Source organism: Actinomyces timonensis, from assembly GCF_040702965.1.
Taxonomy (GTDB): domain Bacteria; phylum Actinomycetota; class Actinomycetes; order Actinomycetales; family Actinomycetaceae; genus Actinomyces; species Actinomyces timonensis_A.
This window is the reverse complement of the sequence record NZ_CP159989.1, coordinates 690,991-713,925: the sequence shown is the minus strand read 5'-3', so window position 1 is coordinate 713,925 and position 22,935 is coordinate 690,991. Positions and strand designations below refer to the sequence as shown.

Sequence of the window (22,935 nt, the reverse complement as noted above, 5' to 3'; positions counted from 1 at the left end):
CAGACCCGAGGCACCTCGCCCAGCCGAGCGCCCCGATGATCTCCGAGGATGCGGCGGCGGTGGCAGAGCCCGGCGCGCCCCTGTACAGCCTCGGCTCCTACCTGCGCCGGGGCAAGGCCTCCAACGACGCGCGCAGGCTCTTCCTGGAGGGCGGGCGGGAGGCCGACGCCTTCTACCGCCACCGGTGGAGCCACGACAAGATGGTCCACTCCACCCACGGCGTGAACTGCACCGGATCATGCGCCTGGGAGGTCTACGTGACCGACGGCGTCATCACCTGGGAGAAGCAGATCACCAACTACCCGGCCACCCCGGCGGACATGCCGGACTACGAGCCGCGCGGCTGCCCGCGCGGCGCGGCCTTCTCCTGGTACACCTACTCCCCCACGCGCATCCGCTACCCCTACGTGCGCTCCGTCCTGCTCGACGCCTTCCGCGACGCCAAGGAGCGCAATGGGGGCGACGCCGTCGCCGCCTGGGCCGAGATCACCGACACCCCCGAGACCGCCCGGGCCTACAAGTCGGCCCGCGGCAAGGGCGGGATGGTCAGAGTCGGCTGGGACGACGCCATGGAGATCATCGCCGCCGCCTACGTCCACACGATCCGGACCTGGGGGCCGGACCGCTGCGCCGGCTTCTCGGTCATCCCCGCCATGTCCATGATCTCCTACGGGGCGGGCGCCCGCTTCCACGAGCTCATCGGCGGCGCCATGCTGTCCTTCTACGACTGGTACGCGGACCTGCCGCCCGCCTCGCCGCAGGTCTTCGGGGACCAGACGGACGTGCCCGAGGCCGGCGACTGGTACAACTCCGACTTCCTCATCATGTGGGGCTCCAACATCCCCCTCACCCGCACGCCCGACGCGCACTTCATGGCCGAGGCCCGCTACCACGGCACGAAGGTCGTGGCGGTCTCCCCCGACTACACCGACAACACGAAGTTCGCCGACCAGTGGCTGCGCGTGGCCCCCGGCACCGACGGCGCCGCCGCGATGGCCATGGGGCACGTCATCCTCAAGGAGTTCCACGTGGGGGCGCGCACCCCCTACTTCCTGGACTACATGAGGAAGCACACCGACGCGCCCTTCCTCGTCGAGCTTCCGGCGGGCCCCCGACGGAACCGGCATGATCCCCGGGCGCTTCCTCACCGCGGACCGGGTGCCGGGCGTGGCCGAGGGCATGCCGAAGAACGAGTTCCGCCCCCTGGTGTGGGACCGCGCCAGCGGCCCGGCCGACCCGCGCGGCACCCTGGCCGACCGCTTCACCGATGAGGGGCTCGGCCACTGGAACCTGCGCATGGACGGCGTCGACCCGATCATGAGCATCGAGGAGCTGGAGGGCGCCGGCGCGAGGGTCGAGCCCACCGAGCTGCTCCTGCCCCGCTTCGACCTGCCCGCCTCGGCCACCCCCACCGGCACCGTGGGCGGCGGCATCATCCACCGGGGCGTGCCCGCCACCCGGCTGGCCGACGGCACGCTGGTGACCACCGTCTACGACATCCTCCTGGCCAACTACGCCGTCGAGCGCCCGGGGCTTCCGGGGGCGTGGCCCGTCGACTACCAGGACGCCACCGTCCCCGGCACTCCCGCCTGGGCCACCGAGCACTGCGGCGTCTCCGGGCCCGCCCTCATCCGGGCGGCGCGCGACTTCGCCGCCAACGCCGCCCAGACCCGTGGCCGCTCCCAGATCATCATGGGCGCGGGCATCAACCACTACTACCACGCCGACGAGATCTACCGGGCGATCCTCGCGCTGACCTCCATGTGCGGCACCCAGGGCGTCAACGGCGGCGGATGGGCCCACTACGTCGGCCAGGAGAAGGTCCGCCCCATCGGGGGATGGCAGCAGTGGGCCTTCGCCCTGGACTGGGCGCGCCCCCCGCGCCACATGATCTCCACCGGCTTCTGGTACCTGACCACCAGCCAGTGGCGCTATGACGCCACCCGGGTCGAGCGCGTCGCCTCGCCGCTGGGCCCGGGCACCCTGGCGGGCAAGACCACCACTGACGTCATGGTCGAGGCCATGAAGCGCGGATGGATGCCCTCCTACCCCACGTTCAACCGCTCCCCGCTGCTGCTGGGCCAGCAGGCCAAGGAGGCGGGCATGAGCGAGGCCGACTACGTGGTCTCCCAGCTGACCAGCGGGGAGCTGCGCTTCGCCTGCGAGGACCCCGACGCCCCGGAGAACTTCCCGAGGATCCTGGCCAACTGGCGCACCAACCTGCTCGGCTCATCCGCCAAGGGCACCGAGTTCTTCCTGCGGCACATGATCGGCGCCGACAACGACGTCAGCGCCCAGGAGACCCCCGAGGAGCTGCGCCCGGCCTCGGTCACCTGGCGCGAGGCGCCCAAGGGCAAGCTCGATCTCATGTGGACCGCGGATTTCCGCAACACCTCCACGACCCTGCACTCCGACATCGTCCTTCCCGCGGCCACGTGGTACGAGAAGTACGACCTGTCCACCACGGACATGCACCCCTTCATCCACTCCTTCAACATGGCGATCGACCCGCCGTGGGAGGCCCGCAGCGACTTCGACATCTACCAGCAGCTCGCGCGCATGGTCTCCCAGTGGGCGCCGACCCACCTGGGCACGCAGACCGACGTCATCGCCGCGCCCATCAACCACGACACGCCCGAGGCCCTGACCATGGCCCACGGGGACATCTCGGGGCTGCCCGAGGGCTGGGTGCCGGGGGTGACCATGCCCAAGCTCGTGCCCGTGGAGCGCGACTACACCCAGATCCTCAACAAGTTCAACGCCCTGGGCCCGCTGGCGGACAAGGTCGGCATCCCCGCCAAGGGCATCATGCTCATCCCGGACAAGGAGATGGGCGACCTCGCCGCCGCCCACGGCACCGGCGAGGGCGCGGCGGAGGGCCGCCCCCTCGTGGACACCCCCATCCGCGCCGGCGACGGCGTCATGCACATGTCGGGGGCCACCAACGGGCGCCTGGCCACTCAGGGCTGGGCGACCCTGTCCAAGCGCACCGGCACCGATCTCATCGAGCTGAGCCAGGAGGAGGCCGGCAAGCAGGTCACCTTCCGACAGACCCAGGACGCGCCCGTCGGCGTCATCACGACCCCGGAGTGGTCCGGATCCGAGCACGGGGGGCGCCGTTACACCGCCTTCTGCGTCAACGTCGAGCACGACAAGCCCTGGCACACGGTCACCGGCCGCATGCACTACTACCTCGATCACGACTGGATGATCGACATGGGCGAGTCCCTCCCCCAGTACCGGCCCCCACTGGACCTCACCGCCCTGTACGGGGAGAAGCCCGTGGGCCACGTGGGGCCCTCGGAGGAGGGCGCCGTCGAGGTGGCGGTGCGCTACATCACCGCGCACAACAAGTGGTCGATCCACTCCCAGTACTACGACAACCTCCACATGCTCACGCTGGGCCGAGGCGGCCAGCAGGTGTGGATGAGCCCCGCCGATGCCGCGAAGATCGGGGTGCGGGACAACGAGTGGGTGGAGGCCTACAACCGCAACGGCATCGTGGCTGCCCGGGCCAATGTCTCGCACCGCGTGCCGGAGGGCATGGTCCTCATGCACCACGCTCAGGACCGCACCATGAACACCCCGCTGACCGAGCGCTCGGGGCGGCGCGGGGGGACGCACAACTCGCTCACCCGCATCATCCTCAAGCCCAGCCACTTCACCGGCGGCTACGGCCAGTTCACCTACGCGTTCAACTACATCGGCCCCACGGGCAACAACCGCGACGAGGTCACCCTGATCCGCCGTCGGACCAACCAGGAGGTGACGTTCTGATGAAGGTCATGGCACAGATCGCCATGGTGATGAACCTGGACAAGTGCATCGGCTGCCACACCTGCTCCGTGACCTGCAAGCAGGCCTGGACGAACCGCGAGGGCACCGAGTACATGTGGTTCAACAACGTGGAGACGCGCCCGGGCGTCGGGTACCCGCGCGCCTGGGAGGACCAGGAGCGCTGGAAGGGCGGCTGGACGCGCACCCCCGGCGGGCGCCTCAAGCCCCGCTCCGGCGGGCGCCTGCGCAAGCTCGCCACGCTCTTCGCCAACCCGGACATGCCGGTGGTCGAGGACTACTACGAGCCGTGGACCTACGAGTACGACAAGCTCCTGTCGGCCCCCAAGGACTCCCCCGCGCTGCCGGTGGCCCGCGCCAAGTCCCAGCTGACCGGCGAGTACATGCCCACGATCTCCTGGGGACCCAACTGGGACGACAACCTGGGCGGCTCCACGGAGACCATGGCCGAGGACCCGGTGCTCGCCCGGATGAACGAGCGCGTCTCCACCGAGATCGACCGCACGTTCATGTTCTACCTGCCGCGCATCTGCGAGCACTGCCTCAACCCCACCTGCGTGTCCGCCTGCCCGAGCGGGGCCATGTACAAGCGCGCCGAGGACGGCATCGTGCTGGTGGACCAGGACGCCTGCCGCGGTTGGCGCATGTGCGTCTCGTCCTGCCCCTACAAGAAGGTCTACTTCAACCACGCCTCAGGCAAGGCCGAGAAATGCACCCTGTGCTACCCGCGCCTGGAGATCGGCATGCCGACCGTGTGCTCCGAGACCTGCGTGGGGCGCCTGCGCTACCTGGGAGTCCTCCTCTACGACGCCGACCGCGTCTCCCAGGCGGCCGCCGTCGAGGACCCCCGTGACCTCTACATGGCCCAGCGCGACATCCTCCTGGACCCCCATGACCCGGAGGTCATCAGGGGCGCCCGCGCCGAGGGCGTCCCGGAGACCTGGATCACCGCGGCTCAGCAGTCTCCGGTGTGGGACCTCATCTCCACCTACGAGGTGGCCCTGCCGATCCACCCCGAGTACCGCACCCTGCCGATGGTCTGGTACATCCCGCCGCTCTCGCCGATCGTCGACGAGGCCGTGGCCGCGGGCCTGGACGGGGAGAACCACAGGGTTCTGCTGACCGCCGTCTCCGAGATGCGCATCCCGCTGGAGTACCTGGCGGGCCTGTTCACAGCGGGCGACACCGACGTCGTCGAGAGGGTCCTGCGGCGCCTGGCCGCCATGCGCTCCTACATGCGCGACATCCGCGTGGGAGACGAGCCCGATGAGGAGGTCGCCGCCGCCGTCGGCATGACCGGCGACGCCCTGAGGAGCATGTACGACCTGCTGGGCATCGCCAGCTACGACGACCGCTACGTCATCCCCACCGCCAAGCCGGAGATCCCCCGCGGCATGGCGGCCATGGGAGAGGACGTGCGCATGCTGCTGGGCGACGGCGCGCCGTCGGCCTGTCACTCCGACGCCTCGGGCTTCCACGGTCAGGCGGGCAACGGCCCCGTGGCCCTGCCCCTGCCGACCATCCGCCGCTCCCCCGTGCCCGCGGCGGGGCCGGGCGCCCAGGGCGCGGCGAATCGCCCCGGCATGCCCGTCCTCGGCATGCCCATGGAGGACGACGACACCCGCCCGGTCCCCGTGGTCGAGCGCCTCGGGGAGGCGCGTCGATGAGCGCGCCCGGCGCCTTGTTCGTGCGCTCCCCCAGGGCGCTGGAGCCCGTGGAGGCGGTCGAGATGACCGCCTCCCAGCGGGCCGCGGCGCACATGTGCGCCTCACTCCTCCTGGACTACCCCTCCGAGGGGGAGCTGGGCAGGCGCCTGGCCGCCGTCGAAGAGGCGCTGGCGGGCGTGCCCGGTCCCGTGCGGGAACGCCTGGCCGGGTTCGTGTCGGAAGCCCGACGGCGCGGTGAGCGCGCCCTGGCGGAGCACTACGTGGACGTCTTCGACCGGCGCCGGCGCTGCTGCCTGTACCTCACCTATTACGCGGTGGGTGACACGCGCCAGCGCGGGGCCGCCCTCGTGGCCTTCAAGCAGGCCCTGGCCGCCTCCGGTTACGAGATGGCCGGCGACGAGCTCCCCGACTACCTCCCGGTGGTCCTGGAGTTCTCCGCGCGCAGCGCCGAGCACGGCGACGAGATCGCCGGCGCCCTTCTCGCCTCGCATCGCGAGGGCATCGAGGTCCTGCGCAGCGCCCTGACGGACATCGGCTCCCCCTACGCCGGCCTCGTCGAGGCGGTCTGCATGACCCTGGCGCCGCTGGACGAGGCCACCGCGGAGCGGATCCGCCGACTCGTAGCGGCCGGACCTCCCACGGAGACCGTGGGCGTCACCGAGGTCCTGCCCTTCCCCTCCGCGCCCGTCTCGATGCCCGTCGCGGGCCCCTTCCAGCAGTTCCAGAGCGAGGCCGTCCTCGGCGTCGCCCCAGTCCAGGAGTGAGCATGAGCACCTTCGAGCACTACGTCCTGTGGGTCGGCCTGCCCTACGCCGCCTTCTTCCTCCTCGCCGTCGGCCTGTGGTGGCGGTGGCGCACGGACCAGTACGGCTGGACCTCCCGCTCCTCGCAGTGGAATGAGAGCCGGATCCTGCGCTGGTCCTCCCCCTTGTTCCACTTCGGCGTGCTCTTCGTGGCGCTCGGGCACTTCATGGGGCTCGTGATCCCCAAGTCCCTCACCACGGCCGTGGGCATCCCTGAGCGCGTCTACCACCTCATGGCGGTCATCCCCGGGACCCTCGCCGGGCTGATGACGATCGTCGGGCTGGCGGGCCTGCTCTACCGGCGCATCGTGGTCAAGTCCGTGCGCCTGGCGACCACGCGCAACGACGTGGTCATGTATGTCATGCTGCTCATCCCGATCCTCCTGGGGGCGTGCGCCACCATCACCACCCAGCTCTTCGGTGGCGAGCACGGCTACGACTACCGCGAGACGATCAGTCCCTGGTTCCGCTCGATCTTCCTGCTGAGCCCCGAGCCGGTCCTCATGACGGGCGTGCCGATGGTCTTCAAGCTGCATATCGTGGCCGGCCTGCTGCTCTTCGCGATCTGGCCCTTCACCCGACTGGTCCACGTGGTCTCGGCGCCCGTTGGGTACCTGACCCGGCCCTACGTGGTCTACCGCTCCCGCGCGCCGCGAGTCTCGGCCGTCACCCCCAAGCGCGGCTGGGACCCGGTGCGCACGCAGGGCACCGGCAACCAGGGCCCCGACGACGTCACCGCCTCCCAGGGAGCGTAGGATGGCTACCGCGCCTATGCGACTCCGCCTCCCCCAGTGCCGCGCGGCCCTGGTCTCACTCCTCCTCGCGCCCGCCTGCGCGCTGGCGGCGTGCGCCGGGGTCCCATCCTCCTCACCCCCGGCGCCCGGCGCCGGCCCGGTCTCCGGGGCCCTCACCGTCTTCGCCGCGGCCTCCCTCAAGGAGTCCTTCGAGGAGATCGGGGCCGCGCTCACCGAGAAGAACCCCGGCCTGACGATCACCTACGACTTCCAGGGGTCCCAGGACCTCGTCGCCAATCTCGCCAACGGCGCACGGGCCGACGTCCTGGCCACCGCGGATGAGCGGTCGATGGCCTCGGCCGCCGGGCAGTCCCTCGTGGCCGACGCGTCCGATCTCGCCACGAACCGGCTCACCCTCATCGTCCCACCGGGCAATCCCGGGGGCATCACCGGCCTGGACTCCTCACTGGATGGCAAGGCCCTCGTCATCTGCGCCGACGCCGTCCCCTGCGGAAATGCCACGAACAGGCTCGCCGAGGCGCTGGGCGTGACCCTGTCCCCCTCCTCCGAGGAGCAGAAGGTCACCGACGTGCGCGCCAAGGTGGAGTCGGGCGAGGCCGACGCCGGCATCGTCTACAAGACCGACGCGGCGGCCTCCGGGGACAGGTCGGATGAGGTCACGATCCCCGACGGCGGGGTCGTCAACCACTACCCGCTGGCAGTGACCTCCTCACCCGCCAACCCGGCCGCTGCCAAGGCCTTCGTCGACTTCGCGCTGTCCAGCGAGGGCCGGTCGATCCTCGCGGCGCGCGGCTTCGGGGCCCCGGGACAGTGACGGGCGCCCGGGCGGCCCGATGGCCGCTGCCGCGCCGCCCCCGGGCCGCCCACGCCCCGCTGCCGCTGGCCGTGGTGCTCCTCGGGCTGGCCGGCGCGGCACTCATCCTCCTGCCCCTGGCGGGCATGGGGTCGCGAGTGGCCTGGGGCAGGCTGCCGGCGCTGCTGTCCTCCCCCTCCGCGAAGGCGGCGCTGGGCCTGTCGCTGCGCACCTGCCTGGCCTCCACGGCCGTCTGCACCGCCCTCGGAGTGCCGCTGGCGCTGCTGCTGTCCCGGCAGTGGCGCGGGGTGCGCGTGGCACGGGTGCTCATCGTCCTGCCGATGACGATGCCGCCGGTCGTGGCGGGGATCGCTCTGCTGGCCACCCTCGGGAGGAAGGGGGTCCTGGGAGGGACGCTGGACGCCTGGGGGCTGCGCATCGCCTTCTCGACGACAGCGGTGGTCATCGCGCAGGTCTTCGTCGCCATGCCCTTCCTGGTGGTCACGCTCGAGGCGGCGCTGCGCTCACGCGATGAGCGGGCGGAGATGATCGCCCGCACGCTCGGCGCCGGGCCGTGGAGGATGCTCACCCGCATCACCCTGCCGATGGTGGGACCCGCGCTGGCGCGAGGTATCGCCCTGGCGATGGGGCGCGGCCTCGGTGAGTTCGGGGCCACCATCGCCTTTGCGGGCTCGAAGGAGGGGGTCACGCGCACGATGCCGCTGGCCATCTACCTCCAGCGGGAGGAGGACACGGCCACCGCGTTGGCGCTCGCCGTCGTCCTCATCGCCGTCTCCCTCCTCCTTGTGGGGGCCACGGCCCTGCCGTGGGGGGCCCTGATCCGGCGATGGCGCCTCCCCGTGCCCCCGCCCCAAGACGACCAGGGCCGCACTCCCCCCGATCAGCCCCGCGCGCGCAGCCTGCCGCTGGCGCTCTCCTTCACCTCCGTCGAGCGCGACGTGTCGATGTCCCTGGAGATCGGGGCGGGGCGCGCGCTGGCCCTCATCGGCCCCAACGGCTCGGGGAAGTCCACGGCCTGCCTCGTGGCGGCAGGGCTCCTCGACGCGACGGGCGGCGAGGCCCGCCTCGGTGGGCGCGTGCTCGACGGACCGGGGGGCTTCGTGCCCGCGGGTCGGCGAGGAATCGCCCTTCTCTCCCAGGAGCCGGGGTTGTTCGCGCACATGTCCGTGCTGGAGAACGTCGCCTTCGGGCCGCGCTGTCAGGGCCTGGGCCGCCGGGCCTCGCGACGACGGGCCCTGGCGGAGCTGGCGGCCGTCGGCGCGGAGCGCCTCGCCATGAGATCCGGGGGCGCCCTCTCCGGGGGGCAGGCCGCGCGGGTGGCCCTGGCGAGGGCGCTGGCGACATCGCCCCGCGCGCTCATCCTCGACGAGCCGATGGCCGCCCTCGACGTGGCGGCCCGCCAGGAGATGCGGGCTCTCGTGGCGCGGCGGGCGAGCGAGGAGGGCCTGACGGTCCTGCTCGTCACCCATGACGTACTCGATATCGCCTCCCTGGCCGACGACGTCGTCGTCCTGGAGGCGGGGCGAGTGGTCGAGCGCGGGGAGGCGGCGCGGGTGCTGTCAGCCCCGGGCAGCGACTTCACCGCGCGCTTGACCGGCACATCCATCCTGATGGGCACCGCCGCGGGCAGTCGGGAGGACCCCCGCGTCGACCTGGGATCCGGGCTGGTCATCCACGGGCGCCCGGGCCAGGGGGCCCGGCAGGGCGAGCCCGCGGCCGCGCTCGTCCCGCCGGACGCCGTCGCGCTCTACGAGGAGGCCCCCTCGGGCTCGCCGCGCAACGCGCTGCCCGTCGTCGTGCGCGCGGTGGAGCGCTCGGGGGCGCTGGTCACGGTCGGGCTGGACAGCGGTGGGCGCCGTCTGGCCGCCACCGTGACGGCGGGCGCGGTGGCCCAGCTCGGCATCGCCCCCGGCCGCGAGCTCATCGCCGTCATCAAGGCCGTCGAGGTCCGCATCGTCCCGCGCGGCTGATCCGCCCGCCCGCCGCGGCCACAGTGGCGCAGTTTGAGGACTCCTTTTTATGACGCCATGCCATGTTGGATGATGGCGCAGGTCAGGAAGGGTCAATGAGAGCGCGCAGCCCGCTCGTGGCGGTGAATCGCCCAAGGAATCCTCAAAACCCGCCATCTTCCATGGGTCACGGCCCCTCACGCCGCCCCTCACCCCCGCCCTGCGGCAGGCCTGGCACTGAGAGGGCCTGGCTGCGAGCGCGGCGGCCCCCGTAGGCTCTGACGCATCGACGGATTCTTATCAGAGAGGCCCCGCCATGAGCACCACCGCACCGACAGCCCCCGCCCTGCCCGCCACCATGCGCGCGGTCGTCATGAACGCGCCCGGCGACGTCGCCGTGGAGACCATCGAGACGCCGCGCGTGGCGGGGCCCGGCGACGTCGTCATCAAGCTCGCCGCCGCCTGCGTGTGCGGCTCCGACCTGTGGCCCTACCGGGGCGCCCAGCCTGTCGACCACCAGTACATGGGCCACGAGTACGTCGGCACCATCGTGGAGAAGGGCGAGGATGTCCGCACCCTGGAGCTCGGGGACTTCGTCATCGGCTCCTTCATGCTCTCCGACGGCACCTGCGAGATCTGCCGCGCCGGCTACCCCTCGCGCTGCGCCAACGCCGGCAGCTACACCGGCAGCCAGGCTGAGTACATGCGCGTCGAGCTCGCCGACGGCTCCCTCGTCAAGGTTCCCGGCGGCGAGCCGGATGACCCCGAGCGCCTCGCCGACTACCTCGCCGCCTCAGACGTCCTGGGAACCGGCTGGTACGCCGCCGTCGCCGCGAACGCCGGCCCGGGCAAGACGATCGCCGTCGTCGGCGACGGCGCTGTGGGCCTGTGCGCGGTCCTGGCCGCCAAGACCCTGGGCGCGGAGAGGGTCATCATCTTCTCCCGCCACGAGGACCGGGCGGCGCTGGCCCGTGAGCTCGGGGCCGACGTCGTCATCACCGAGCGTGGGGAGGAGGGGGCCGCCAAGCCGAGGAGCTCACCGGCGGCTACGGCGCGCACGGCGTGTGCGAGGCCGTGGGCACCCAGCTGTCCATGGACCAGGCGCTGGCCTCATGCCGTCCCGGCGGCCGTATCGGCTTCGTCGGCGTCTCGCACGACCAGGCGATCGACGGCCTCGACCTGTTCCTCCACCAGGTCCACCTCGAGGGCGGGCCCGCGCCCGTGCGCCGCTTCCTGCCCGACCTCATCAAGCGCATCGACGCCGGGGAGATCCACCCTGGCCGGGTCTTCACCAAGCGCCTGCCGCTGGAGGAGGCCGCCAAGGCCTACAAGGCCATGGATGAGCGCCGCGAGATCAAGGTCCTCCTGGAGGTCTGAGACGATGGCGTCCGCGGCTCAACCGCCGGACGCGTCGCCGTCGTCGGGCATGCAGCCCGGCGGCGACGCACTCGGCCCGCAGGACCTTGTGGCCCACACGGCCGCGGAACTGCCGATCACGTCTGACTCACCGCTGGAGGGCGTGGTCGGCCGGACGATGCAGGAGGCCCTGCGGGTGACGGCCGAGCTCAACGGGGCCTATCACTCCCCCGCCGAGGTTCAGGAGCTCTTCGCGCGCCTGACCGGCACGCCGGTGAACCGGACGCTGGGCCTGGTGCCCCCGTTCCACACGGACTTCGGCCGCAACATTCGCATCGGAGACAATGTCTTCATCAACGCCGACTGCTGCTTCCAGGACCAGGGCGGCATCACCATCGGTAACCGGGCGCTGATCGGCCATCGCGTGGTGCTGGCTACCCTCAACCACGCCGAGCCCGTGACCGAGCGCGGCACGCTGCTGCCCGCCCCCATCAGCATCGGCGACGACGTGTGGATCGGGGCGGGCGCTGTCGTCTGCCCGGGGGTGAGCATCGGGGCCGGTGCGATCGTGGCCGCCGGGGCGGTGCTCACCCGGAATGTGCCCGCGGGCGTTGTGGTAGGCGGCGTGCCCGCCCGGGTGCTGCGGGAGGTGAAGACGGCGCGGGACTAGCGGCGACCAGACCTCCCGACGCTCCCTGCACCCAGTCATCCGAGAACAGGTCCTGCCGACGCGGCAGACTCTCTATGCCGCGGCCTGACCTGCCCGACCTGGCCGAGCGTCTGGATGCAGTTCTGCGCACCGACCATTACTAGCCAGCAAGTTCGCGTCACAGCGGACCGGTACGCTGGCTGGCATGAGCCTTTTGGGCCGTGCCACTGCACGCTGATACTAATCGAGCCAGGAGTAAACACCTTGTTAGAATCCGATCCTCGCAGCGTAGGCATAGCCGTTCCCAATATCTACGCTGGTTTCATGGCGCTTGGCGCACTCCTACTGGACACCGGCAGACAGCAGGTTTCCATCGCACCGCGCTCGTGGATGAACGGCACCTACTTCAGCCACTTCCGTCGCACCCTGCTGACATCGTTTGGGATCGACGCCATCCACACCTTCCAGTCGCGTTCCGAGGTATTCGGCAACCTGGGAGTACTTACAGGATGCCGAGGCGGTCAAGTGGATGAACTGCGCCAGATGCACACTTGCCGACCTCGGCATGACGGTTTCAACCGGACGCGTGGTGGAGTTCCGATCCCGTGAATACTTGGCACACGAGCAGTCCGACGGCGCCGTACCGATGGTGTACCCGGCCAATATCACCCGGCAGCGAGTGGTGCATCCCCGCGATAGCGTAAGGAAACCGCAGTGGTTCCGCGCGACCGAACCGGTGCACACCAAGTTCCTGGTCCCAGCAGGCACATATGTTCTGCTCAAACGCTTCTCCGCGAAGGAGGGGAAGCGGCGTCTGGTCGCCGCCGTGTGGCCCGAGGACGGCAGGCAGCCAGCGTTCGACAACAAGTTGAAGTACATCCACCGCGCTGGGCACAGGCGGGACCCGGAGGTTGCCATCGGCGGGGCGGTCTGGCTGAATTCGAACCCGGTTGACGATTACTACCGAGCCTTCTCCGGCCATACCCAGGCCAACGCCGGTGATCTGCGGCAGATGCGGTTCCCCAGCCTGGACCAGCTGTGTCAGCTCGGTCAAGGCTCACACATTCACCCTGAGAACAACCCGTGCGGTCACCTGGCGCAGAGACCAATACGTTGACCAGCAATGACGGGACAAAAATTGATATTGGCCGGCGCGACGAAAACAGCAGCCTCAGCATCACCGACAAACCGCTGACTAAAACCTTCTACACCACTAACCGACAGCGAACACACGAGAGCAGAACTGACGAACAGAGCAGGAATGCGGACGCACGAAGACATGAACAACCTCCCTTTGGTTTGGACGCTCAGCTCCATCATGCATCGCGACGCCTCGCAACATCCATACCACATAGGTCCACATTCGCACGCAACTTTCGTAGCACCTCCATAGCATCCGCCCCCAGCGGAAGGAGTGGATTTATACATCGGGCAGGTCAGTGACGACTCCAGCTTCTACGCGTTCTTCCACGCACCTCGCACAGGTACAGTAAAAGTCACCGCCCAGCGCCCTCCACCCTGGTTAGTGACAAGCTCTCCACCCAGAGTCTCTACCCGTCGACGGGCACCCTCCAGACCGATTCCCGACGAGAGCGCGACATCCTTCGAGGGGCTCACATCAACGGGGTTCGTTACCATACATTCGAGTGCACGGCCATTGATCTCAACCGTTATTCGGACTCGACCATCGGCGGATGTATATTTGGTAGCGTTATCAATAAGCTCGTTGACCACCCGCAGCACCTGTTGCTGCATACCCGGAGTGAGGACTCCCTCACTCTTAAATAGCTCTGCCCCTTCAACCTCCAACGAAGCTCCACGCGCCTCTAGCACGCGCCGCGCATCCGCGAGCACTGATGTAATAGGCCGCGGCGATGTGACAGACGAAAGCAGCACAGCGTCATCATTGTCTGTCGCGGTTATATTCTGCAGGCTGCGCCGTAGTTGGCCTACGGCCATGCGCACGGGTTCGATCACACCATCAAGTCCACGCACAAGATCAACGTCTTCTGGGTGAGCGAGCTTCAATTGCTCGGCAGTCATTACCGCGTAGGCGAGGTCACGCGCGACCGTGTCATGCAGCTCGGAGGCGATAAGCCGACGCTGCCGCGCCAGCGCCTGACGCTTGTCACGAACGTCTTCTTTGGCACGGTCGCGCTGACGGCGCAATAGTTCACCTAGCACCACACAGGGAATCCCGACAAGCACTATCCAAATAAAACCATTAACCCATTGCCCTTGACGTGCCGCGACCCAAACTACTGGAACAGCAACCAGATACGCGAAGCAATAGACTATCCACCTGGGGCAACCGCGAGCGATCAATACGCTAATGACACTCCATACCGCCAGAGTCGCAACGATACCTGTGTCCTGTTCAACAGATGAAGCAACCCACGTCGCCACGATGCCCAGCAACATGCCGGCTACCGGCATCGCAGAGAACACAGGGAGCGCAATGCAGGCGAGCACCGTCAGCCCAACTGGCACTGGTTCGTGAGGCAGTCCCGTGAAGAGGTATGCGAAGACCAGCAGGAACACGGCCACACCCAGGTGCAGCAGGTGTGTCCGGCGGGTTGGTCGCCACAGACCCGGCTCCTCCTGCGCGGGCAGGAGGGATGAGTGCAACGAGACGAGGGACGAACGTGGCGACGACCACACAGACACGGTGACAGCTCTCGACGGGAACGGGTTCGCGTCTAACCTTAGGCCATGCCTACTCCTGACGTCCTCCCCCCGGCAGGCGGAGCCAGCGACGCCCCCATCCGGGTGGTCGCCGTGGACAACGACGCCTACGTCCTGTACGCGCTGCGCACCTACTTGGAGAGCGCGCCCCAGATCGAGCTGTTGCGCGCCTTCGAGTCCGCCACGGACGCACTGGCCTTCCTGCGCGGCAGGCGCGTCGATGTTGTGCTCACCGATGTACGGATGCCCGGGATGGACGGCCTTGAGCTGCTTTCACGCATCAAGCAGGAGTCCGCCGGGACAGCCGTGGTGCTCCTGACCGGCTTCGACGATGACACCGCCATGCTGACGGCGCTGACACAGCACGCCAACGGCTTCCTGTACAAGACCGATGAGCCGAATGAAGTCGTCCGTGCCATCGTCGCCGCGCACCACGGCGGCACCAGCATCTCCCCGGACGCTGCCTCCAGACTGGTCGCCGACCACCTGCGCCCGGTGCAGCGAAGGCGGGATCCCGACGGCGTCACCCCGGCCGAGCAAAACGTCCTGGGCCTGCTGTGTGAGGGCATGTCCAACGCAGAGATCGCGGAGAAGCTGTTCATCGCCGAGAGCACCGTCAAACGCCACATGTCGAGTCTGATGCACAAGTACGGCGTCGATTCACGCCTGCGGCTCGTAATTGAAGCCACCAAGGCGCAACATCCGTAGCCTGAGACCGTCACCACCTAGCATACCTTCCCAGTCGGAGGGTCCCGGAGCCGTACCACGTGTTACCTCCGGCCGCCCGGTCCTGGCACAGCAGTTCACTGCCCTGCGCGGGACAGCTTCTCGGAGACGCCAGAGCCGTCAGCTTATCCTCCACGCGGGAGGCTGGAACACCGCGCGACATAAGGATCGCTGCCGCCGCGGCCACCTGCGGCGCAGCGTAGGACGTGCCTGACACGTACCAGTAGTAACTGCATAAGTGGGTGCTCTGGTCGCATTCGACAGCGATCTCCGAGTGCGAGGAACTGCCATCGTCGATGAGCACACCGGCCTTGCGGAGCAGGCTCTCCGGAGCAGTGGTCAGAATCGCCGTGTCCTGCCCGCGCAACACGTTCTCCTCGTCGTACCAGAGTGGCTCGCCGCCGGGTGCGACGATATCCACGGCCTGACCGATGTTGGAGTAGCTCGTTCGCTCCCCGGCCGCGTTGACCGCACCCACGGTGATGACGGCGTCGGACTGGGCGGGCATGGTGAGGCAACTGTCGTTGACCTCACGTGGCCCCTGCCCGGAATAGCCGGAGCTGAACCAGTCGGCTGTGCCGTGGTCCAGATCGAAGTCCTCGTTTCCGGCCGCCGCGACGAGAATAGTGCCGAGATCCGCCGCATAGCTCAGAGCGGAGTCAATGACGTCCAGGTCGGCGGCCTGCTGGGCGCGTTCCTCTGCACTGTCGCCGGGAGCATCGGTGCAGTACCGGAACCACGGATCAGTGGTGAAAGCCATCACCAGGATGTCCAGATCAGCGTCCGCACCGTAGCGGATCGCCCGAGCGACTGCGCCGGCAGAGAAGGTGCCAGTGGCGTCGCCCGCCTTCAGGCTGACTAGGTCGACTCCGGGCGCTGCCCCACCGATGCCGCGACCGTCCCGTGCCGCCGCGATGATGCCGGCAACGCCGGTGCCGTGCCCGAGCGGGTCCACTCCGGGATCGGCACAGTCGGGGTCCATGCTGCAAGCCTGGTCCGGCAGGAAGGAGCGGCTGTCCTCGGTGTTGTACGCGGCGGACAGTTCCGGGTGGGTGGCGTCGACGCCGGTATCGATGATCCCCACCGAGACTCCGGCGCCGTCCCAGGGCCGGGTGCCGCGTTCGTTCCAGTTCAGGTACCACTGCTGGGATGCGAGCGGCTCCGTACGCCTCCATTCGGTCCGTGGCGCGGCCGAGGCGAGCGGCATGCTTACCAGCGCCAACACGAGCGCGATCACGGCGACCATGAGGCTGCTGCTCGACCAGCGCCTCGGAGGCGACGTCGGCAGCGGTGAATCAGCCGTCACCATCGGGCGACCTCCTCATACAGCTGTCGCACGGGCGCGGTGGTCAGTGCGACCTCGCCATTGTGCTCGATCCACGACAGGAATCCGGCCTCGCCCCTATAGGGCGCGCGTTCCCTACCGATCACCAGATCAATTATGTGGCCCTGGCGTCTGGCGGCGAGGACGACGGCGGCGTCGCGTTCCACGTCCCCGACGAGTTCGCGTCCTTCCTTCTGCAGCAGGTCGCGTAGACGCAGCAGTGTCGCTTCAACCTGTTCCAGGGATTCATGGGAGGGATCACCGGTGCGAGGTGTCCAGTCCTGCATGCCTGCTTCCTCTCGGGAGGAGCGGACGGTGCGGACAGCGGCCTTGAGCTCGGATCGCATGCTGCGGTTCATAATGCTTACTGCCCTTCAGAGTCAGAGGTTGTTCGATGTTGCAGGTATGCGGTTTGGCTGAAGCTCTGGGAAACGACGCCTGATCTACCAGCCCGTTCGGACATCCATTCGGCTTCGAGCCTGCGCTGCTCCAAGATCGACTGTCTGGCAGCGAAGACGTGCCCCTCGCCGCCGAAGACGGCAAGAGTGGCATCCGCGCCACACAGCGTCAGGTTCTCGTAGAGGGTCTGGGACTGGCGGGGGGTGGTGGCGGAATTCTCATCGTCGCCACCGCAGGTGATCAGGAACGGTATGCCCCGATGTGCGTCGGCTCGTGAGACCACGCTCATCAGGCGGTACAGATCGGGGGCGGAGGCGACGGTGCGCCGGTCGTGCTCGAATCCGCCGGGAGTGGCGTAACGGTCGTAGGCACCACTGCGCAGGATCACTCCGGCAGGGGACACCAGGTCACGGAGCACGGCCACGGCAGCCAGCGCAGCCCCAAAGCTATGGCCGCCGAGGAACGGTGCGCCGGTATTGCCGGGGAGCGTCTCGGCGATCACGTTCAGGGCCGCCTGCCAGGCCTGAGTTAGGACGTTCACGATTCCGTCGGTGTCCGTGCAGGCCAGGGACTCGTAGTCGATGCCTATGCGGATCACTGGGCAGGAGTCAGCGTGGCACCACTGGGCGGAGCCGACCGGCAGCGAGACGACGTCAATGCGCGCCAGCTGCGGGGCCAGCCCGGGGACGGTCCAGGATGAGTCGAACCAGACCAACGGTGCGGTGCCCAGTGCCGATTCGCAGACAATCGCTTCGATTTGATGTCCCAGCACACTGCGAGTAACGACCGACGCGGAGGTGCCCACCACAGGGTCGTCAACGCTATGAACCCATAGCGCCCGGCTTGGCCGGGATACGGATTCGCGCCTTCCGTATGCCGTTGGTGCCGCGTTTGCAGAAACAGGTGGTATGGCGTCGGGGTCGGCGAGGCCTCCGGCCTGGTCCGCTGTGATCGCAATCTGCCGGTAGCCGTGAGTGCGTCCGGTCTTCACCCGCACCCGGCCGCGGTCGTCACCCGGGAGGAGTCGTTCCACTTCGGTTCCGTCACACCACCAGCCTCCGGGCCAGCGCACGGTGTCCGGCCTCCGACGCTCGACCCAGGCGCCGTTGAGCCCTGGCACGCCGGTGTAGTGATCCACCGCCTCCCCCAGCGTGGCGACGACCGCGCCGTCCTCCACCGTGTAGGAGGTGGTCCGGCCCGGCAGGCGCTCGGTAAAGACCACGGCCCTGCCGTCCTCGGTGTCACGGTGGGCCACCGAGGTTCGAGGCAGGTCTCCTATCGGCGAGGATTCGCAAATGTCTCCGTGCGAGGTCACCGATACGACGTAGTGGTCGACGTGATCCTCTCTCAGAAATGCCGCCAACTCGGTCGCAGTGGCGGCGATCCCGAGGATGAGCGAGTCCTCCGCCTCAAGCAACACTGCTGCTCCGGTCGGCAGTCCGGTGAGTGGGACGTCATCCATCATGACGGTGCACGCCCCAGCGCAGAACAGGTCCTCGACGACCGCATCCGGCCACCCCCCCTCCCCTGTGCTGTGCCGGGGAATCGTCCGGCAAGCCGGGTACTCCCGGCGGAGCCAGATCACGTGTTTGCCGAGCCGCCACAGGCGGGTCCGCCCGGCATTGTTCGGACGCAGGCCGAGCAGTGAGCGGGTGGACAGGCCCCAGCCGACTGGCCTGGCCTCCGCATACTCACGCACGCTGACCTGTACTCGCCCGTCGCCTTGACGGTGGCAGTAGACCCAGCCGTGTTCACCGTGCCCGCGGGGCAAGCCCTGCGCGGTGTCTGCGAGCAGCGTGCTCTTCCCGTCCGGTTCGACGACGCCTAGGTATCCCTCGGGCACGGGGGTGGGGATGAGATCGCCGCTGATGCGGTCGTAGGCGATGCCCCGGTGACGCAGCAGGTCTGTGCGCGGGCGCGCTGAGGTGGGGTGCGTGGGCTGCTCCAGCCGGACCTGTGCACCCGTCCGGGCGTCGGTAAGCGTGTGGATCTCCACGCGTCCCAGCCCCGTACCAATCGCTTCGGGATAGCCCTCCGTCGGGTCGTGCCCGGCCGCTTGCCCCATCATGACGGGACTCCGGCTCCCACTACTCCCGCTGTAGCGGTGGTCATCGGGGTGAGCCGGCCGGCGTCCATGCGATACCTGCGGTCGGTGACCGGGGCGAGGCGCGCATCGTGAGTGGTGACGACGATGCAGTGATCCCGGCGCAGGTCGAGCAGGGTGGCGATGAAGCGGTCGGCGGCCTCGTCGTCGAGCGCAGCCGTGGGCTCATCAAACAACAGCACGTAGGGGTCCAGCGCAAGCATCCGGGCGCTAGCCAGGCGTGCGCGCTCACCGCCACTGATGCGCATGCCGTGCTCGCCGAGCATGGTGTCCATGCCCGAGCGGTCTCCCAGGCGGTCCAGGTCCAGGCCCACGCGTGCGCAGAGCTGCCGCACGCGTTCCTCGCTGATGTCAGGTCGCACCGCGCGGAAGTTCTCCAGCAGCGTCCCGCTGCGAAAGAAGGGCTCCTGCGGGCAAAGCTGCACCATGCCGTTCCACGCCTCGGTCCCGGTTTCGGTCGGGGAGTAGCCGCCCACGCTTATGCTGCCGTGTGTGGGGCGGTTGGCTCCGGCAATAAGGGTCAGCAGCGTGGTCTTCCCACTGCCGGAGGGCCCGACCACGGCGACGATCTCCCCGGGGCGGGCGGTCAGGTCGACGGCGTCGAGCAGTACGGTGCTGCCGGTGTCGGTCGGGACCGAGTAGTCGACCTCGCGGACAGCGAGGGTCTCACTGCCGCGCGGCGTGATGGCGGTGCCGACGTTGGCCGGTTCGTACCAGTGCTCGTCCGCCTCCAGGAACTCGTTCACGCGTGAAAGCGCCGCCCAGGAGGTGGCCAGGCCGGTGCGGATTCCCGAGGACCCTTGAAGGGGCGCATACAGTTGTGGCACGAGCACGGCGAGTGCCGCGAGCTCGCCAGCAGTCATCTCCCCACGGATGACGGACCGGCCGCCGATCACGAGTACCATGACGGTTCCCACCGTGCCGATCAGGTCCAGCGCCGTTGAGAAAAGACTGTCGATCGTGATCATGCGCGCGTAAGAGGTGCGTACCCCCGCCGCTGTCTGCTCGGCGCGACGGTGATCACCACGGATACTGGCCGCGGTGCGGGCGAAGAGGTGCCCAGAGACCCCCATGCGGTCGGCGACGGTGTTGCTGAAGGCGGACATCGCCTCAAGCATGTGGTCGGTCGCCGCACTCAGCATGCGCGAGACCTTCTCGGTGGGCACCATGAGCACCAGCGCCAGCACCACGACGGTCAAGGTGATGGTGTAGGAGCGCGACCACATGACTCCCAGCAGCACGCCCAACCGCGTCACCAGTCCGGCCAGCTGCGGAAGCATGCTCGAGACGAACGACTGCGCCTGCGCGGTGTCATTGGTGATGCGCGAAAGCGCGTCTCCATTCGGCGCCGCGGCAACGTCCGAGGTCGGCAGCCGAGTGAGCTTGTCCAGCATGAGCACCCTGAGGCGCTCCTGGAAGCGCTGTCCGGTGACGACGGTCATTCGTTGTGCGGCGAAGTCAACGACCGCGTTCGCCAATGCGGCGGCCGCAGCGAGCAGCCCGGGGATGATGACCACCGTGACCGAGGCGCCGGGTCCGGCAGCGTCGATGATGCGCTGGAGCATGAGCGGAGAGACCACCGCGAGTCCGGCCTGAAACGCCAGCAGCACGGAGATGCCGCCGACGGACGGCAGGATGCCCCGTGTCGCTCGACCGCCGGCGGAGGACCAGAAGTGCAGCAGAGAGCTGCACGGCTGGACGACTAGGCGACGTTCCCGCCATGATTGCAGCACCTCCCGGCACTCCTGTAGTCCTGATTCCACGTGGGCGTCGCTTGGGTCCGCGGCGGACATGGAGACGACGGCCGGGAACGCGGATACGTCTACGCCGACCTCGCGCAGACGAACGGCGGGTTCGGAATCGCGATCGACCCAGCGGATCGTGCCTCCCGCCTCAATGTCATTGACATCATGCTTCTCCATGATCTTGAGCGCGGAGCAGGCGGTGCAGGTCGGGGAGAGCACCACTAGGAGGCGGTCGTGCTCCGCGCTGGGCGCATGTGCCTGCTTGCTGCGCCGGTTCCACAGGGCGATAGCCAGCGTTATGACCAGTGCTGAGGCCGCCGTGGCGGCCAGGCGCGCCAGCAGAGGCGAGGCGACTCCGTCGCCGAGTACGGCGGCCGAGGTCAGCGCCACGGCGGCGAGCGCGCAGCCCCAGATATGCAGCCTGCCGACCTTCATTCCGGCCACGCCGAAGCAACCGCATTCCTGCCCGCGCAGGGTGGTGGCACCGATGACGAAGGCGGCGTAGACACCCGCGAGGATGAGGCAGGCCAGGCGGACGCTCGGTAGGGCGAGCGCGGCCGCCGCGGTAAGGATCTCGACGGCGATGACGAACCCGCTGGACAGGTGGAGGTTGAGGAAGTTGGCGCCTTCGGGCCAGGCCAGGCGCATGCGCGCGGTGGTCCAGAGCTTGGCTCCGGCGGTGCCGAGCAGGACCCCGGCTGCTCCTCCGATCAGGGCGGTGATCAGTGCATTCATGTTTGTGTCTCCTTGTCCTTCTTCAATGCGCCGAGTCGACGTGTCCGGGTTCGACTGCCCCGCTACTGCCCGCGTCGGTCAGTACGCCGGAGGTGAGCGCCTCCCGAAGAACCGGCGAACTCAGGGACACGGTGCCGCCGCGCAGGGCCTGTTCGATCAACACGCCGGTGTCCTCATCGAGCTCGTATACGGACAGCCGGTGCAAGTCGGAGACTGCCCAGCCGCCGTTCTCAAGGTGTGTGAGGCTCATTCCTTCAGCGAGCCGCCAGCGTCCAGCCATGACGTCAACCACCTCTCTGTCTCTACGGTTTTCTTCACATCCGGGGCGTACTGCTGCCTGAGGAAGGGGTCCTGGCCGATCTGCGCCAGCCCCTCGGTGTCGATGAGACCGCGGGCGGCGAGGGTGCCGTCGGCTAGTTCCTCCTGCCAGGTGCTCCAGGCACTTCCAGCCTCGTGCAACGCCTGGAGCCGTGCGGCTGCGCCGTCGTCGATCGGGTCTCGTCCGTAGCAGCGGCAGATGGCGGCGTCATGGGTGCGCACGTCGGGCCGTATGCTCGCCGAGCGCTCCTCGTAGGGGACCGCGGCGAAAGCGGCGATCACCTGCGGATCGTGGGCGGGACGGTAGGCGCTAGTCTGAGAGGTTGCTGGGTTGTCCGCCGCGGTCCACAGGACTTGGCACACCCGCGGGGACAGACCTTTCATGGCTTCCTGCCAGGACGCGAGCGACACGATGCGGGCCACCTCGATCATATTGATGGCCTCGGCGGTGAGCCACTGCGGGGCTACTTCGACCTCCGGGGCGGCATCCTGCGAGGCCGGTCCGCGCTCCGCCTGATCCGGGTTCGACTTCCGCCGGTCGCCGTGAAGCAGGCGGTCGAGAAACCCGCCGCGTGACTGGTGTTGCTCCCGCTCGGCCTCAACTGCGCCGACCAGGTCGCGTATGCCGCGCAGGTCGATGCGTTCCTGCGCTTCCGCCTGCGTGGGAGGCTCGGATGAGAACCCAGCATCGGCCGTGGCCAGTTCGTTGGCGTAGCGAACCACCAGGTCATCGACAACATGCGCCGGCCGGATGGCGTTCCCCACAGCATGCTCACGCAGCGCCTGTGCGAGCACCTGCTCGGCCTCGCCCAGTGAGCGGGGTTCAAGGTCGTATTGCGATTGCTCGTACGGGGTGATCGCGTCCCCATTGAGGTGGGTTCCGGGAGTGCGGCACAGCACGCCCTCGAAGAGTGACTGGCCGAGGGGCGGGCGCACGCCGGCGATTCCGGCGATCACGAAAATGAGGCTGGCGGAGGCGTAGCCCTCAGCCAATGCCTCCTCCGTCACGGGCTGCCAAGTGCCGGCCTCGTTGCGCAGCAGCTCCGTGGGCTCTGTCCAGGGGGAGGCAGAAGATGTAGTCTTGGGGTTCATTGGTGTGGACCTTGAGGTT

Annotated in this window: 16 protein-coding genes and 2 pseudogenes; 11 read left to right on the top strand and 7 right to left on the bottom strand. The window is 68.6% G+C overall.

Annotated elements, in window-relative coordinates:
• Nucleotides 1-35 precede the first annotated feature (35 nt).
• From ABXS69_RS03085 to ABXS69_RS03040, 10 genes and pseudogenes are all read left to right on the top strand, one after another.
• Nucleotides 36-3,777, top strand: a pseudogene (locus ABXS69_RS03085) (nitrate reductase subunit alpha).
• Nucleotides 3,777-5,462 carry a nitrate reductase subunit beta gene (narH, locus tag ABXS69_RS03080; RefSeq protein WP_366181131.1) on the top strand — a complete coding sequence of 562 codons (1,686 nt, stop codon included), beginning with the start codon at nt 3,777-3,779 and terminating at the stop codon, nt 5,460-5,462. Before ABXS69_RS03085 ends, narH begins: the two are co-directional and overlap by 1 nt.
• Nucleotides 5,459-6,226 carry a nitrate reductase molybdenum cofactor assembly chaperone gene (gene narJ, locus ABXS69_RS03075; protein WP_366181130.1) on the top strand — a complete coding sequence of 256 codons (768 nt, stop codon included), beginning with the start codon at nt 5,459-5,461 and terminating at the stop codon, nt 6,224-6,226. Before narH ends, narJ begins: the two co-directional genes overlap by 4 nt.
• A gap of 2 nt (nt 6,227-6,228) precedes the next feature.
• On the top strand, nt 6,229-7,020 hold the full coding sequence (gene narI, locus ABXS69_RS03070; protein WP_366181129.1) for a respiratory nitrate reductase subunit gamma: 792 nt from the start codon (nt 6,229-6,231) through the stop codon (nt 7,018-7,020).
• Nucleotides 7,021-7,036: 16 nt separating this feature from the next.
• The gene (gene modA, locus ABXS69_RS03065) at nt 7,037-7,834 is read left to right on the top strand and encodes a molybdate ABC transporter substrate-binding protein (RefSeq protein ID WP_366181128.1); all 798 of its coding nucleotides are present in this window, start codon (nt 7,037-7,039) and stop codon (nt 7,832-7,834) included.
• Nucleotides 7,831-9,804, top strand: a complete 1,974-nt coding sequence (locus tag ABXS69_RS03060; protein WP_366181127.1) for an ATP-binding cassette domain-containing protein — start codon at nt 7,831-7,833, stop codon at nt 9,802-9,804. The genes modA and ABXS69_RS03060 overlap by 4 nt, the downstream gene beginning before the upstream one ends.
• Nucleotides 9,805-10,141: 337 nt before the next feature.
• Nucleotides 10,142-11,160 (top strand): annotated as a pseudogene (locus ABXS69_RS03055) (zinc-binding dehydrogenase).
• Entirely contained in the window at nt 11,123-11,809 is a 687-nt protein-coding gene (locus ABXS69_RS03050; protein ID WP_366181126.1) for a DapH/DapD/GlmU-related protein, read from the top strand. The pseudogene ABXS69_RS03055 and the gene ABXS69_RS03050 overlap by 38 nt, the downstream one beginning before the upstream one ends.
• 114 nt (nt 11,810-11,923) lie before the next feature.
• The gene (locus tag ABXS69_RS03045; protein ID WP_366181125.1) at nt 11,924-12,397 is read left to right on the top strand and encodes an Eco57I restriction-modification methylase domain-containing protein; all 474 of its coding nucleotides are present in this window, start codon (nt 11,924-11,926) and stop codon (nt 12,395-12,397) included.
• On the top strand, nt 12,318-12,905 hold the full coding sequence (locus tag ABXS69_RS03040) for a hypothetical protein (protein WP_366181604.1): 588 nt from the start codon (nt 12,318-12,320) through the stop codon (nt 12,903-12,905). The genes ABXS69_RS03045 and ABXS69_RS03040 overlap by 80 nt, the downstream gene beginning before the upstream one ends.
• Nucleotides 12,906-13,243: 338 nt before the next feature.
• On the opposite strand, the gene ABXS69_RS03035 is transcribed toward ABXS69_RS03040, so the two are convergent.
• A complete protein-coding gene (locus ABXS69_RS03035) occupies nt 13,244-14,329 on the bottom strand; it encodes an ATP-binding protein (RefSeq protein WP_366181124.1) in 1,086 nt (361 codons plus the stop codon).
• 171 nt (nt 14,330-14,500) lie between these two features.
• Here ABXS69_RS03035 and ABXS69_RS03030 point away from each other — a divergent pair, with 171 nt between their 5' ends.
• Nucleotides 14,501-15,181, top strand: coding sequence for a response regulator transcription factor (locus ABXS69_RS03030; protein WP_366181123.1), 681 nt, complete (start codon nt 14,501-14,503; stop codon nt 15,179-15,181).
• Between the two features lie 10 nt (nt 15,182-15,191).
• Here the strand turns inward: ABXS69_RS03030 and ABXS69_RS03025 are convergent, their stop codons facing one another.
• Genes ABXS69_RS03025 through adfA form a run of 6 tightly spaced genes read right to left on the bottom strand, consistent with a single transcriptional unit; the run spans nt 15,192 to nt 22,916 of the window.
• Nucleotides 15,192-16,445 (bottom strand): S8 family serine peptidase, encoded by a 1,254-nt coding sequence (locus ABXS69_RS03025; protein WP_366181122.1) that lies wholly within the window; start codon nt 16,443-16,445, stop codon nt 15,192-15,194.
• 56 nt (nt 16,446-16,501) lie between these two features.
• Nucleotides 16,502-16,870 (bottom strand): hypothetical protein, encoded by a 369-nt coding sequence (locus tag ABXS69_RS03020; protein ID WP_366181121.1) that lies wholly within the window; start codon nt 16,868-16,870, stop codon nt 16,502-16,504.
• Nucleotides 16,871-16,887: 17 nt separating this feature from the next.
• Nucleotides 16,888-18,990 carry a prolyl oligopeptidase family serine peptidase gene (locus tag ABXS69_RS03015; protein ID WP_366181119.1) on the bottom strand — a complete coding sequence of 701 codons (2,103 nt, stop codon included), beginning with the start codon at nt 18,988-18,990 and terminating at the stop codon, nt 16,888-16,890.
• Nucleotides 18,987-21,506 (bottom strand): ABC transporter ATP-binding protein, encoded by a 2,520-nt coding sequence (locus ABXS69_RS03010; RefSeq protein WP_366181118.1) that lies wholly within the window; start codon nt 21,504-21,506, stop codon nt 18,987-18,989. The genes ABXS69_RS03015 and ABXS69_RS03010 overlap by 4 nt, the downstream gene beginning before the upstream one ends.
• Nucleotides 21,507-21,528: 22 nt before the next feature.
• Complete coding sequence (gene adfB / locus ABXS69_RS03005) at nt 21,529-21,756, bottom strand: actinodefensin-associated protein B (protein WP_366181117.1); 228 nt, start codon at nt 21,754-21,756, stop codon at nt 21,529-21,531.
• Entirely contained in the window at nt 21,753-22,916 is a 1,164-nt protein-coding gene (gene adfA / locus ABXS69_RS03000; RefSeq protein WP_366181116.1) for an actinodefensin-associated protein A, read from the bottom strand. Before adfA ends, adfB begins: the two co-directional genes overlap by 4 nt.
• Nucleotides 22,917-22,935 lie beyond the last annotated feature (19 nt).